This is a genomic window from [Clostridium] colinum, from assembly GCF_940677205.1.
GTDB classification, from domain to species: Bacteria; Bacillota; Clostridia; order Lachnospirales; family CAG-274; genus Tyzzerella; species Tyzzerella colina.
Map to the genome: position 1 here is coordinate 1,121,951 of NZ_OW712331.1, position 14,973 is coordinate 1,136,923.

12 protein-coding genes are annotated in these 14,973 nt (G+C 23.4%); all 12 read right to left on the minus strand.

Translation table 11 applies throughout. From position 1 onward, the window contains the following. Positions 1-5: 5 nt before the first annotated feature. Entirely contained in the window at positions 6-1,865 is a 1,860-nt protein-coding gene (locus NBW53_RS05560) for a PP2C family protein-serine/threonine phosphatase (protein ID WP_250277269.1), read from the minus strand. Between the two features lie 20 nt (positions 1,866-1,885). Further along, entirely contained in the window at positions 1,886-2,728 is an 843-nt protein-coding gene (locus NBW53_RS05565; protein ID WP_250277270.1) for a PP2C family protein-serine/threonine phosphatase, read from the minus strand. A gap of 12 nt (positions 2,729-2,740) precedes the next feature. Further along, complete coding sequence (locus NBW53_RS05570; RefSeq protein ID WP_250277271.1) at positions 2,741-3,256, minus strand: FHA domain-containing protein; 516 nt, start codon at positions 3,254-3,256, stop codon at positions 2,741-2,743. Between the two features lie 21 nt (positions 3,257-3,277). Continuing rightward, positions 3,278-3,868 carry an FHA domain-containing protein gene (locus NBW53_RS05575; RefSeq protein WP_250277272.1) on the minus strand — a complete coding sequence of 197 codons (591 nt, stop codon included), beginning with the start codon at positions 3,866-3,868 and terminating at the stop codon, positions 3,278-3,280. 13 nt (positions 3,869-3,881) lie between these two features. Continuing rightward, positions 3,882-4,316 carry a J domain-containing protein gene (locus tag NBW53_RS05580; RefSeq protein ID WP_250277273.1) on the minus strand — a complete coding sequence of 145 codons (435 nt, stop codon included), beginning with the start codon at positions 4,314-4,316 and terminating at the stop codon, positions 3,882-3,884. Between the two features lie 90 nt (positions 4,317-4,406). Beyond that, positions 4,407-4,847, minus strand: coding sequence for a membrane-associated protease 1 (locus NBW53_RS05585; protein ID WP_250277274.1), 441 nt, complete (start codon positions 4,845-4,847; stop codon positions 4,407-4,409). 25 nt (positions 4,848-4,872) lie between these two features. Continuing rightward, positions 4,873-5,304 (minus strand): hypothetical protein, encoded by a 432-nt coding sequence (locus NBW53_RS05590; protein ID WP_250277275.1) that lies wholly within the window; start codon positions 5,302-5,304, stop codon positions 4,873-4,875. Between the two features lie 51 nt (positions 5,305-5,355). Beyond that, a complete protein-coding gene (locus tag NBW53_RS05595) occupies positions 5,356-7,533 on the minus strand; it encodes a transcriptional regulator (protein WP_250277276.1) in 2,178 nt (725 codons plus the stop codon). Positions 7,534-7,571: 38 nt separating this feature from the next. After that, the gene (locus NBW53_RS05600; protein WP_250277277.1) at positions 7,572-9,326 is read right to left on the minus strand and encodes a vWA domain-containing protein; all 1,755 of its coding nucleotides are present in this window, start codon (positions 9,324-9,326) and stop codon (positions 7,572-7,574) included. A gap of 251 nt (positions 9,327-9,577) precedes the next feature. Then, positions 9,578-10,702, minus strand: a complete 1,125-nt coding sequence (locus NBW53_RS05605; protein WP_250277278.1) for an MrcB family domain-containing protein — start codon at positions 10,700-10,702, stop codon at positions 9,578-9,580. Positions 10,703-11,883: 1,181 nt separating this feature from the next. Further along, positions 11,884-13,719, minus strand: a complete 1,836-nt coding sequence (locus NBW53_RS05610; RefSeq protein ID WP_250277279.1) for a hypothetical protein — start codon at positions 13,717-13,719, stop codon at positions 11,884-11,886. A gap of 742 nt (positions 13,720-14,461) precedes the next feature. Next, positions 14,462-14,722, minus strand: a complete 261-nt coding sequence (locus NBW53_RS05615) for a polysaccharide deacetylase family protein (protein WP_250277280.1) — start codon at positions 14,720-14,722, stop codon at positions 14,462-14,464. Positions 14,723-14,973 lie beyond the last annotated feature (251 nt).

Consider the following 14,973-nt stretch of genomic DNA (forward strand, 5'->3'; position numbering starts at 1 on the left):
TATATTTAAATCTTACTTTCAGATGTTTCAGAAGTTGCTTCATTTATAGGCTCTGTTATTTTTTCATTTAATGTTTCTTCCTGTTTTTTTAGCTCTTCTTCTAACTTTTTCTTTTCTTCTTCTATTTCTAAATCTAATAGCTCAATTAATGAATCCATTTCTTTTACTTTATCATCTTTTTTTAATTCTGTATATATTTTTTTAGCAAATAAATATTGTTTTTTAGCATCTATTAAATTTTTTTCTGCTTTTAAATCTATTGCTAATCTTTCATGCTCTTCTGCTATTTTTATTTTTTTCTTATTTTCTTCTATTTTTTCATCTATCGATGTTAATTTATTATTTAAAACTTCAACTTGTGCTAAATCTTCCATTTCCTTATACTTTTCTATTGCACTTGTATAATAAAGTCTTGCACCTTCATAATCACTATTTCTAAAACTTTCATCTCCTTGTTTTACTATTTCTAAAGCTGTTATTTGTTTATCCGCTTTATCTTTTTGTTCTTTATCTGTTTCTTCTTTTGCTTTTCCCCAGTCTTCGTATAATTTTTCAAGAGATTGTATTGCTTTTTCTTTCCCTTTATCAAAATATATATTACTAGCTATATTTTTAGCTTCCAAGTATTTTTTTTCAGCACCTTCATAATCTCCTGTTTCTTTTAATTTATCTCCCAAATTTATATAGTCATATACGTTTAAATAATCTTTTGTTTCTTTTAACTTATTATCTACATATTCTTCATTTACATTGTCTGCATATCTAGCTCTATCTTTTGCGTTTATATAGTTTTGTTGTGCCTCTTTGTAATTCTCAGACTTTAAAGCTTCGTCTGCAAGTATTGTTGTTTCTATCAATTTTAAATAATTGTTTAAATCTTTAACTTTTTCTTTATTATTTAATTTATCTGCTACTTCTATCGCTTTATTACATTCTTCTTTTGCTCTTATATAGTTATTATCTTGTATGTACTCTATTGTATTTTGATATGTTAAATTTAGTGTTTCTATTCTTTTTACTCTTTTTCTATAAAAAATATAAAATATTAAGCTTATTATAAGTAATAAAACTACTATTGTTATACTTACTTTTATAAGCTTTTTAATTTTTCTTTTTCTTTCTGGATCTTTAAATATTTTATCTGCAAATATTACTGCAAATGTATAATTTTCTAGTTGTTTTGGTTGTTTTGATAATATTAAATCTTCTATATTGTTAAGAACTTCTTCTGCATCATTTGTAGCTTCTTCAAATACTTCATTTATTTCACTTTGGTCTAAATTTTCCCATATTCCTCTTGTATATAATGCTATTATATCACTATCCATTAGCTTTATTTTTTTAGATATAAATGGTTTAAAATTTTTATCTTTTCCCAAATATGAATATAGATTATTTCTTTCTTCGTGCTTTGCTATTAAATCTTTTGAAAGTCCATCTTCTTTTATTATATCATTTGCAAATGACATATCAATACTTTCTTGTTTTAATAGTCCCCCACGATATAATCTAAATCTTGTATTTCCTAAATGTCCATATCTTATTTTTTCATAATTAGATACTACTACTGTTATTGATGCTTTTAATGCAAATTTACTATCTGCTTTAAAAAATTCTTTATTTGCTTCTTTCAAATATGATTTTATTGCATTTTTACTTATTGATGGGGTTTCTTGAAATTTTAAAATAACACTTTGTATAGCAAGTTTAGCTCCATTTATATTGGCCATATTCCCTATACCATCTGCTATAACATAACAAGCATATTTATCTAATTCTACGAAAGCAAAGTAATCATTATTTTTTAATTCACTTCCTGCTTCTGATATAAACTTTGTATTAAATTCGCTATTTTCTTTTCTCATATAAACCCTCATTTTTAGTATTAATTAATCTTTATTAATAGTATACTAGCATTATCTTTGTTTTTGTCTTGACTTATATTTATTTTTTCTATTATATTAAATGCTACTTTTTGTATATCTAAATTTTTTTCTAATTCATCTTCTATTTCTTTCCAGCTTAAAAATTCATATACACCATCACTCATTAATGCAACTATATCTCCATATTTTAAGTTTATTGGCTCATCAAAAAATTCTATATTTTTAAATCCATCTTGTCCAACATAATTGTAAAGTCTTTTTTCTTCTAATAAGGTTATTGCACTTTCTCTTGTCAATTTTCCACTTTTATATTTATTTTCCGCTAACATATTTATTGTATGTCCTGTACTTACTGGTATTAAATCACCATTTCTAAATACTGCTATTTTTATATTTCCTACAAGTGAATAAAAAAGCATATTATTTCTTATTAATATTGAAGATACACAAGCTCCACATTTATCATCATCTAAACTTTTAAGTATTTCTCTATTCGCTAATGTGAATGCTTTTTGAAAAAAATAATTAGGATTATCAAAAGCATCAAATTGTTCAAATAAATCTATAAATGTATTTACTGCTATTTGGCTTGATATTTTGCCTCCAAAATTTTTACCCATTCCATCTGCTAACACAGCTAAAAATCCATTATTACTTTCTATAAAGTCGTAGTTATCTTCTTGTATTTCCCTATTTCCTATGGTCATACTTACTCCAACTTCATATTTTTCTTTAATTTTTCTGTTCATATGTATTTTTATTCTTATTAGTATAAGTAATAATAATATAAAATGTAATAATATTATTATTAAAATAGGTTGGTTTAAATTTATACTTTGCATATTTTCTCCCTATTAATTAGTATTTTTATCATCATCTGTCCACATAAATTTATCTCCACAGAAAGGTACAAATAAAAATCTACTATTTCCTATTTCTATTACACTATCTTCTCCCAAAACTTCTGGTGAATATACTGCATTTTCATTTAAGTATACTAAACCGTTAGAATCTCCAGGTAACAACACAGTTTCTTTATTTTTAGGATCAAATACTATTATTGCGTGGTTTCTTCTTTCTATTTTATTATCTCCAAGTATTTGAATATCCATATCATCTGCTCTGCCTATAAAGTTTTTACCTTCTCTTATTTTATAGTCTTTTCCTCTTCTTGCTCCAGATATACAAACTATCCAACCACAAACAGGATTTTCTTCTTCTAAAAATAACATTTTTTCTATATCTTCGTCTGTTTGCTTTGTTTCCTGCTTTTCTTTTGTATTTGTTTCTATATTACAATATGGACATATTGTCCCATATCTTCTTCCAGAAAATAAATGTCCATTTTGACAACGTATTAAGTTACTCATTGTTATATCCTCTCTTATAAATTAATCTACTTGTAATTCTGTAAGTCCTAAATATATAATATCTTCTTTTTCTAACTTATATGGCTCATCTGGAGATAATTTATATTTTTTATTTTCCATTTTCTTTTTTATGCTTATTCCATTTTTAGAATCTAAATCTTCTATATACCAACAACCATTTGAATAGTTTAAGACAGCATGTTCTACATCTACTAACGTTGCATAAGCACAATTACTTAAATTTATATCTACTAGCGTAACATCATTATATTGATTTTTTCTATCTTTTCCTATCACTAACGAAGTTTTACCATATAAATCCCAAGATTTTATTATATTCCCTTGCTCATTTAAAAGACTTATTCTTGTTAAACTATTTAAAATATTAAAATTATTTATTATTTTATTACTTTTTATTATATATTCATTTTCTTCTTTATCTTTAACTATTGCTAAATAGAGAAATATTAAAAATATTAATATATTAATTGATATTATTAATATTTTTAGAGTTAAATTATTTATATATAAAAAAGCAATACTTACTATAGCTAATGATATACTGCATAATATTAAATCTATTGCTTTTATTGTTTTCATTGTTATATTCAAATTACTTCTCCTTTTATTTCTTATTTATGTTCATATTTTTTATCCCCATAAAATTTTCAAACATATCTGTAAAATCTATAGGATTTTTACTAGCTTTTATATTTTGATTTATATCTGATTTGGCATTATTCATTCCAAAAGCTTGTTCAAATACATTAAACCCATTAAATTTATTAAATATATCTTCATTCACACTACTATTAGCTGTACTTTTTTTAGTATCTGTTTCATAAAAATTTCCATTAAGTTCTCTATCATATTTTTTTCTACTTGTTTCATCACTTAAAACTTCATAGGCCTTGCTTACTTTTTTAAACATTTCATCTGCTTGTGCATTTCCTACATTAGCATCTGGATGGTATTTTTTAGCAAGCTTTCTATATGCTTTTTTTAATTCATCATTTGTTGCTTCTTGTGATACTCCTAATATTTTATAATAATTTTCCATAATCTTCTCCCATAAAGTAATAAATAATTTTAATATTATAAAAAACAAAAAGGACATATATGGATATGCCCTTTTTGTTAATGGTGGTTGTTATACACCTGCTGGATATCCACCTTCTATTTTTATGTTTGCTATTTTATCTTTCTTTTGTTTTACTAAAAGTGTAAATAATCCTGTACCTTCTTTATCTCCAAAGTCTTCTATATAGTCTACTACAAAAGCATTAGGAAATGTATATTTTCTTACTACTACACCTGCAGCTATATGCTCTATTTCAAGTGTTCTATAACAATCTGCTTTTTCTGCTGGTACTACTGACCATTCTGCCATTCCTCTTGTGCTATCAAATAAGTTATCTTCAACAGCTGTTAATATTTTTCCTTTTATTGTTATACTAGAACCTACATCTTTTGTTCTTGCATCACTATCTTGTGGTATATCTGAACTAAATACTACACTTTTTACACACTCTTTTGCAATTTCAAATGTTTCTCCACCTGTGTTTGTTTTTACTGTTACTCTAAATGACATAATTTTCTAACTCCCTTCTCTTTAATTATTCTCCATCAAATCCACCATTTATTTCTACTTTAGAATTTTCATCTTTTTTCTGTTTCATATGTATGTAGAATGTACCTACACCTGTTTCGTCGTCTAATTCTTCTGTATATTCCATTATAAATGCTTCTGGTAATATATATTTTCTTACTACTTTACTTGCAGCTATTACTTGTATTTCAGCATTTCTATAACAATGGTCTATTTCTGATGGAACTTGTGACCATTTTGCAAGTTTTATTGTGTGGTCATCACTTTCTGCACCTAATTTATAAAGCATTTTTCCTTTTATTTTTACAGAAATTCCAAAATCTGTTGCTCTCGCGTTAGAATCATTTGGAGAATCAGATACAAAATCTACATCTAATATTGCTCTCTCATCAAAATTTATTTCTTCTCCGCCACCTGTTACTTTAAGTCTAAATCCCATATTTATTCCTCCTTAAAAACTTATTAATATATTAAAATTTATGTTATAAATTTATGCTCTTGTTCCTGAACTAAGTTTATTTATTTCAACTTCAAGATTTTTAACATTTCCATTAAATGTTATATCTAATGTACATATATTGCTACTTTCATCAATTGAATAGTTAATATCATCACCTTTTCCTACAATTGCATTGATAAACTCTCTTTTTGTATTCCAAAGACTTTTTTGTGACTGAGGATTATTTGAGAAAAATCCTACTATGTTGTCTTGTTTAAAGTCACTTGTTGCATGTCTTAATACTCTTTCTATATATGTTGTTACTTGTGTTTTATATATAGGTTCGTACATATTTTCTTCATTTACAAGTAAATTTCTAGCTTTATAAACCATTACTCTAGAAACTTCTTTGCCTTCTATTACTGCATTTTCAGATGAAAAGACAAATCCAAAGCTTCTTCTGTTTATATCATCTTTAATTGTGTTTGTAAAACCTGTTATTTCTTTTGCCATACTTGTATATACTTTTAAAGAGTTATCTCCAGATTCTATATCAAATCTTACTCCAGGAAGACTAGAGTCTACATTCTTTTTAAATACAGATTTTAAATATTCTGGACATTGATATGTAGCTACTAATCCTGCTGCTATATATGAAGCCCCTATATAAACACCTTCTATCCAAAGTTTCATAATGTCTTCTTTTTCTTTAGATAGTTCTGCAATGTTATCTTCTGTTACTAACATTTTAGAATCTAACACAACTCCAGATTTGTCTTTTGGAATTATTGTAAAGTTTGGTACACAAGGTATTGCGTATTCACTATAAGGTTTTCCTATTAAAGTTGAACATCTTTCTTCAAATTTTTCTATGCCTTCTGTTGCCATATAGTTAAATGTTGTTTTATCGCTTGTTTCATAAGAGAAGAAACCTTGTATTCCATAATCTTTAAATATATCTAATATTCTAGCTAAAGATTCCACACTGTTTACATCTGTTTTTTCTTTAACTTCATTACCTTTAAATCTTTCTCTTGTAAGCTTCATTTTAGAATTTTGGTCTAAAGATATATTAGGTAAAATACCATACCATATTGTATTTTTAAATTCATTTTTGGCATTTACTGTATTTAAATAAGTTATTAATTTAGGTATGTTATTACTTTTTGCAAACATTTCATTTGTTGTATTAGATATTAATAGGCTTGGTCTCATTCCTTTTAATTTTTTAGGGTATTGTTCAAAAAATGCCCATACACCTAATATTTTTTCTATTAAAGGTTTAGCTATTTTAATAAAATCATCTTTTGCAGTTTTATAAAATTCAAGGTATGAATTATAATTTTTAACTTCTTTAGAAACATCTATATCTGTTACCATTGTAGAAGCAAGTGGACAAAATGTTCTAGACACAAGTGATTTTACATAATCATTACTATCTTCATTTATAGCTTCATAATCTTCCTCAAGTGCTTGTATCAAGCCTTTATTAACATTATCATCAATAGTAGCTATTGAAGTTGTTTCTGCTTTAGGTGCTTCTAATATTTTAAGCTCTCCATCTTCTCCCATTGACAAAACACCTAAAGCAAGAGGAGTTTTATCTTCACTTTGACCTGTACCTAATAAAAGTCTTGTTTTAATGTCTTCAATAGCAAGTGGTAACATTGCCATTACATTGTTATAATTTTTACTTGCTTCTTCAAACATAACGTTTAACTTATCGGCAATATCTAACTTTTTAGGGTCTCCTTCTTCAAGTGCTACATATTCCCCATAAACATATTGAAGTTCTTTTCTGTTTTGGCGGATATCGTCCATAACTTTTTTAGGTGAAATTAAATCTGTTAAATTTTCAAATTTAAAATCTACATTTATTATTCCTTGAACTCTTTTTGTGTCTATCAAGGTAATAAGCATTTTTAAAAAATCATTATTTGTATTTAAATGAATTTCTGTAAGCATTTCATCTGGTATAGATTCCGGTTTTTTAAGCGTATATATAACCTTTTGATTATTTGCATTAAAAAAGGAATAAACAACAGGATCAAATTTTTCAAGAAATTCATCGAAATTATTAACTAATAAATTTTCGTTAATTTCCTTAATCTTCTCATCACTTAAGCTGTCTATTCCTTTTGTGTCTCCAACTAACGTTATCAAATCTAATTTTTCTGGATTTATTTCCTCCATTAAAATAGTTCTATTTGTTTGATTAATATTAGCCATTTTTCCAACTCCATTCTTTATTACATCGTAAACTGTATTTAAATATAAGTTTTTACTTCACTTGGTTTCAAATTCTTATAATGAATTTCAATTTCTGTAACTTCATCTTCTAGCATAATATTTATTTTTTCATTAAAATTTATATTAATATTTTTATTAAAAGTTATTAAACTTCCACCTTTTATTATAGTTGAATAAGAATGATTTGTTAATTTTAATGCTTTATTCATACTTGGTTCAAAAACTATCTTAGAAGCACTGTCATCACCAATGTCTAATTTACAAGCATCTAATATATCTTTTAAAGTAATCTTATCATTATTTTGGTTTCTTTGAAGGTTAAACACTTGAGGAGCAATATCACATCCATCTTTTGTATTTAACACATATATGTTTAATTTTCCAAAATATTCGTATGGATTTTTAAAAATAGTACTTGTTCTTTTTGGCTCTTCTTTTTCACCATTATTTACTTTTATTAATATAATAGTAATTAAAAATAATAAAAGTATTAAAATTATGTATAAAGGTAGATAATTATTATTTTTATTAGCTTCTAATAATTCATTAATTTTTGTTTTATCTAGTTTTAAATTTAACTGTTTTAAATTTAAAAAATTCTGTTCAAATTCTTCTAAATTTAAAATAATCTCTAAATCTTGTTTTAAATCCAAAACATTTAGATTAACATAAATTTTATTATTTTCTATTTTACCTTCATATATTTTGTCATTTATATTTAATTTTGCTGTTTTATTATTGTAATAACTATTATCTAAAATATTTCCTTTTTTATTTTTCAAAAATATATTTAATGTAGCTTTAACTGTATTATCTTCATAACGATAATTTGTAATTTCTCCATTTATATCTACAATATATTCTTGTAATAAATAAGCTTTTACATTTCCATTAGAACTATATTTTAAATTAATTATATTTTCATAAGGATTAATAACCTCAACTATTGAAAAGTTTTTACCTACTATAACATTAGCACTTTCAGATTTACAATTTACGTTTATATCACTAATATTATCTGTAGATGATAATAAAATTTTAACTTTATCTAAATTTATTACAGGTAAATTTACATTAATTTCTCCATTTAAAGCATTTCCTACACCAATTTGACTTTGCTTAATACCAAATTTATCAAATAAAATTTTATTTGACACCTCATTTAATTTAAAGATACTATTACACCTAAATATTTCTCCACCAGTTAATTTAGTAGCTTCAAATATATTAGATTTTTTACCTTCTTGTGTAAGTTCTCCAAGTGCTATTATATCTATAAGTATATTTTTTTCTCTAGAAAGTTCTATAGCCTGTTTAAACTTTTTAGTAGATTGATTAGTTAAATCTTGATTTTTTAATGCTATTTCACCATCTGAAATCATAATAATATTTTTAAAACTAGCATCTTTAGAAAACATATTTATTGCATAATCAAGAGCATCTCCTGCATTGGTATATCCCGTATATTTTACTCTATCTAAAATACTATTAAAATATACTAAGTCATTACTAACATTTGCGTAATCAACTATTTGAGTATTATATACAACTATTCCAACTTTATAATCTAAAGTTAAAAAGTTAGACATTTTTTTTACTTCATCTGAAACTAAATTTTGTGTATCAAAACTTTTCATTGAATTACTTGCATCTATTAAAAATATAATTTCTTTTTTATTATCTAAATTTTTACCTAATATAGTATTATAACATAAAAAAATAATAATAATTACAAAAAATAATTTTAAAAAAATACTTTTCATAGTATTCATAAGAATTCTCTCCATTTTATATTTATAACTATTCAATTTTCAATGTGCAATGAATAATTAATTTAAATAAATACTTTACAACAATATATTATAAAAATTTGGTTAATTTGTCAATACCTGTTTAATTTTTTATATCCATTATAATTCCAAATAAACTATGATTTTTATATTACTATATAATTTATTACTTATTTATAATAATTTAATTCTATATTTATGTTAGGCATATGCTTTAAGTCTTTCTAAAATTTTTAAATTTCTATATTATAATAACCTTTTAATTCATCAAAAGTTATATTTAGTCCAACTTTATTTAATCTATCAATTCTATTTTCAAATAACTTTTTTAATAAAATAGCTTTTTCTTTATCTAAACCATAATGAAGACAGTTATGACAATTACTACAAAGACTTACTATATTAGCTTCAATATCCAAACTATAATCAAATTCTTCTTGCTTACTTATAGGTATCAAATGATGTGCTTCTGTATAATTCATATTATTAGATTTTCTGATAAATGTAGTATGGGTATTTTCAATTTCACATTTATAGTTTGCTAATATAAGTGCATTAGCTGCCACTTTTATATCTCTTGGATAAACCTTTACTCCTTTATTATTAATTATATTTTTAATTTTCTTTTTACAATCTAATTCATTTTTAATTAGTTTAATATTTTTAGTTAAATATTTATCTATATCTTTTTGATTTTCATCTTTTAATGTATAACCATCTATTTTTAAAAATAATTCATCATAAAATGATTCTATACCTCTTAAACCTATCGCTCTTATTAATCTATCATATAACAATAAATATTCATTTATATTATATATTATTATTTCATCATTAATAATATCTTTTATATCATAATATTTTGCAAGTATATTTCCATACTCATACCCTTTTCCTAAATAATTCTTACAATTTAAGTTTATATCTTTCAGTTCAGTTTTTATATCTAAATAAAAATTTTTTCTAATTATTTCACTAGCTAATCTTATTTTATTTTTAGCTTCTTTAGTTCCATACTTATTTTTAAAATATGTAAATCCTTGATTAATACTTAAATACATTCCTGTAAAGTCTGCTTTAATAAGAATTCCTATATATATACCTTTTTGAGCAGATATAACTTTATCATTATCATCTCTTATTTTTTTACTAAATATACATATCCATGGAATTTCAGCTGGTTGTCCTTTACCCCCTGAACCTTCTATTTTAAGTAAATTTTTATTTTCTAATTTATGATATAAATTGCTTGGTATTTCTTTACTTATTAATTTTATAGTATCATTATTAGCAAAGTTTTCTTTATTCACATATTTGAAATTTTCTAAAAATTTTATAATTAAATTTGTTAACTCCATTTTATAAATTTTCTCCTTTCAAAATATTTTTATCATAAAATTATTAAAATTTATATAAATATATCTTCTATAATATGGTTTAATAAATTATTTTTATATCTAAAAAGATTTATTAAAGCTAAAAACACTAATAAAATTTTATAAAATTTAAACATTTACATCTTTATCATATATTTCATCAGAAGATAAATCTATATAATAATTCAAACTTACTCTATATCCTGCAACATTAACTTTAACTTATTCAAATAAACCAACTATATTTTTAAATATTTAAATATACTTATTCAATTAATATAGTAGTTTTAAATTATATTTTTTTATTTTCCCACTTTCAAATTTTGTAATAATTATAAAATCTTCTTTAGATTCAATAAGTATTATCTCTTTAAAAATATAAACACATCTTTATATAAATATTTATACTAATGTTGGTAATTTTTTAAATTCTTGTGTATTCCATATTTTTATCAGTTCTATTTGATTAATTTTAGTCCATTCTACACTATTTTTAATTCTTTATTATGTAAATTTCCTTCTAGAATTTTAAACGTATTTGAATCTATTATAACCAACATATTCATTATATATTGCATGTATATGTGATTGATTATGTTCACTTTCTCTAAAATACATTTTTATTACTTTTATTATATCATATATTTATCATCTTATTTTCATTACATTTTAAAAAACTTATTAAAGCATTTAAACTTTAATACGTCTTTTCATTTTAATTATTAGTTTCTATATTTTTATTTATAAATTATCTACATTCATGGTCTAATTCTGTCAATATAGGACTTAAAATTTATAAAAGTACTCTAAATTTTAAATAAATATATTTTAATTAAAAGTTTTAACAGTTCAAGATTATCCATCTTGATATAAAAATTTTTTAAATTAAATCCAACAAGTGTATCGTACTTTACAACATTTTCTTCCACACAAGTACACAATATTTTATAATTGATATATTTTCTAATATAAAAGATTTTTCTTATCTGACAATATAAACTTAGATCATAAGTCTTCAAGTATCATAAACATTACAAGAAGATTCCTATATGAGAATATTTCTATCAATAATTTATGAAACTTCCCAATTAGTTCGTAAACTATTCCTATACTAAGTATATAAAAAAATAGATACTAGCCCCTTGAATTTTTTATCAAACCTATTAGTTGTCTATATTTTGCATTTCTATATTTTTATTGTGATCAATTTTCCAATAACGATATATTGGATATTTTTTGAAATTTTCCTGCTCTTTCATAGTTAACTTTGAAAAATGAATTTCAGCTGCCTGTTGTTGATCTAAAAGCAAATATGCTCCAACAATACAATCTTCTGGTGTATCATTATTTTCAACCATTGCATACAAAGTCCTAATTTCATCATTATTAAAATTTCGCCATCTCTTGATAGTTTGAAGTATATTCAAAGTTTTAATATTATAATCAAGTTCATCTTCTGGTGCTTGTGCAATCCAATTACTAAAGTCTTTACAAGTTTTTAAAATTTTTTCCTTTCTCAAGCTTTTTGCCTTATCATAAGCATTTAATAATTCAAGCAAAAAAGAGTTTGCTATATTAAAAGTTTCATAATGCTTTTCCACATTTTGAAAAGATGGAAGCAACACATCAAAATTCATATTACTTAATGTTAAGAAGTCATTTTCATGAAAAATAATAAACTGTGAAATTGGAAGGTTCTTACCATTATTATTTTCATCTTCAAATAATACCAAAAAATCTGTTTTGAAAAAATCATATATTTCATATGTTCCTTTTTCTTCACACTTTTTTATATAAATGATAAACCTCAGTTTAGCAACTTCAAGGCTAATAATTGGCGATAAATCATCTTTAAGTCCCTTTATTAACTCTTTGTATAAAAATGCTTTAACTAAATAATTAAGATTTCTCCAATCTTTACCAACCATATCATTGATATCAATATCTTCTGAGCAACCCAACATATCAAGAACTTTAACAACATCTTTTATAAAACTAAGACGCTCTGTTTCTTTAGCAATATTAAAGTTTGTATAATCTATTGCTTCAGAATCAATTGGAAATTTAATATCATTAACCTTGAAATATCCTTTATCCAAGCATGTAAGCATAAAATCAAGGTCTTTTGCTAAAATACGCATTTTATTAGATGAATTATAGTTAATTTTACAAAACTTATTTTTTTCGCTGAATTTTATTGTAAAACTTTCACCAAAAAAAATAGTTACTTCGTTTATACTTTTAATAACTTTGTAATTTGTATAAAAAACTCTATCTTCTATTGAAACAAAATTATCTATAACCTCTTCAGTATGAACATTTTTTATAACCATATCAATCGGATGAGGTATTGAACTACCCTTAATTTCTGTATAAAGATAAACCTCATTTTTTATTAATGCCATTTGAAGGTCAGTTTCTCCTACTACTGAAACTGGAATAAATATATTTTCTAAAGCACCCTGTTTTTGTAATTCATCTAAAGTAAGTAATTTTCCATCTTTGAAGCTTGCTTGTCTTTGGCAATTCATCAAGCAATTAAGGAAAATTGTAGTCTTTTCATTATTATCTGATGGAAACTCTTTCAAACGTATCGTTTTACTATCTTGCTCCTTTGCTTCGTCTAATAATAGTCTTAATTTAATTGGTGTAAGTTCCTCATAATAAATTTTATTGGTCAAACCATTATTTCCAATATACACAACAAAAAGTATACACCCTCCATCATTAAGATAATTTTTCAAATCCACCGTTGACATTGAAAATGAAATAATCTCTTTGAAATGATTATTGTATTCCTTTCCTTTCACTTGAACAGGCATTCTTCCTTTAAGAGTACTTTTTTGTTTCGATTTATCCCCATAAATATAGATAAACCCGTCCCATGAAGGTTCTTTATCATTATCATTAATAAACTGATCAAGTAATTCTGATGTTACAATACTATTTTTTACAGCATTAACTGCTAAAGTCTCTATTGCTTTATTATCTAATCCCATTTTTCATTAACCTCCTATTTTAATGATTTCAACATTTGTACCAATTTAATTTACCTTTGGTTATTTTTCATTTCTTTCCTTTTTTCTAATTATTTTATTTTCTTAAGTGATTTTACTTTCTTCTCATAAATAATCATTTATTTATATAAAATACTTTTTTAATTTATTTCTAGATTTTTTATTCAAACTATAATATTTTTCAAAACTTTATCAAAGTTGAATTCATTGAGGGTTAATTTAGAGCTATTTAATTATTGTCATCCTGCTCTTAATTAGTTTTGCACTGTATAAAATTCCATTAAACTTTAAAACTAATACATATTTTGTTATATGAACCTAGACATAATCATAATATTTCTACTATTAAATTTTTTATTTTTTAAAATGATATCTATAACATTCATTATTTCATATTTATTACCTCAATTATAAACTTTCACTTTAAATTTAACAATTATATAATCTAAAAAAATGATATACTTATTTATATTATATAACAAACATTATATCATCTATAAAAATATTTTCAATATAATGATGTAATATATTAATTTAATAATATTAAGTTTAACTTTGTAAATTAATATATAAATAAAGAAAAATTATATAGATATTTAATATATTATTTAAATTTTAATACATTTTAATATTTTACATCTATTTTATTAAAATTATCATAATTTTTATTATATTTTAAAAAGACTTACTAAAGTAATCAAACCTTAATAAGCCTTTTAATTTATTAATTACTAGTTTCTATATTTTCATTTACAAACTGCCTACCTTCATGGTCCATATAATAATTTTCTTTATGTATTAATTCTCCAACAGGTACAACCTCATAGCCTTTTTCTTTAAGCCCCTTCAATATACTATCTAAAGCATCTGGTGTATATTTAGCATCATTATGAAATAACATTATTGAACCATTATTTAAATGCTTATGATTTAAAACTTGATTAACCTCATGTTCTACCCCATATTCTTTCCAGTATAATGACAAATTAAAGCTTAATATCTTATCTATACGTGAATAGTATTTAGTCCTTAAATTTATTTTAAATTATGAAATATCAATATCCAATAAAATAAATATTATGGTTTATTTATACCAATAATAAATTATAATATAAAAATAAATTAGTCCTTTTTATAAATATATTATATAATTATATTTAATATATCAAAATAACTAAATATGGTGATTTATTTACTTAATAGTAAAGCATATAGCTAATTTGCATAATATAAAAC

Coding starts and splice junctions, on each gene's coding strand:
- NBW53_RS05560 (WP_250277269.1), bottom strand. CDS start 1,865: ATGAGAAAAGAAAATAGCGAATTTAATACAAAGTTTATATCAGAAGCA.
- NBW53_RS05565 (WP_250277270.1), bottom strand. CDS start 2,728: ATGCAAAGTATAAATTTAAACCAACCTATTTTAATAATAATATTATTA.
- NBW53_RS05570 (WP_250277271.1), bottom strand. CDS start 3,256: ATGAGTAACTTAATACGTTGTCAAAATGGACATTTATTTTCTGGAAGA.
- NBW53_RS05580 (WP_250277273.1), bottom strand. CDS start 4,316: ATGGAAAATTATTATAAAATATTAGGAGTATCACAAGAAGCAACAAAT.
- NBW53_RS05585 (WP_250277274.1), bottom strand. CDS start 4,847: ATGTCATTTAGAGTAACAGTAAAAACAAACACAGGTGGAGAAACATTT.
- NBW53_RS05590 (WP_250277275.1), bottom strand. CDS start 5,304: ATGGGATTTAGACTTAAAGTAACAGGTGGCGGAGAAGAAATAAATTTT.
- NBW53_RS05595 (WP_250277276.1), bottom strand. CDS start 7,533: ATGGCTAATATTAATCAAACAAATAGAACTATTTTAATGGAGGAAATA.
- NBW53_RS05600 (WP_250277277.1), bottom strand. CDS start 9,326: ATGAATACTATGAAAAGTATTTTTTTAAAATTATTTTTTGTAATTATT.
- NBW53_RS05605 (WP_250277278.1), bottom strand. CDS start 10,702: ATGGAGTTAACAAATTTAATTATAAAATTTTTAGAAAATTTCAAATAT.
- NBW53_RS05610 (WP_250277279.1), bottom strand. CDS start 13,719: ATGGGATTAGATAATAAAGCAATAGAGACTTTAGCAGTTAATGCTGTA.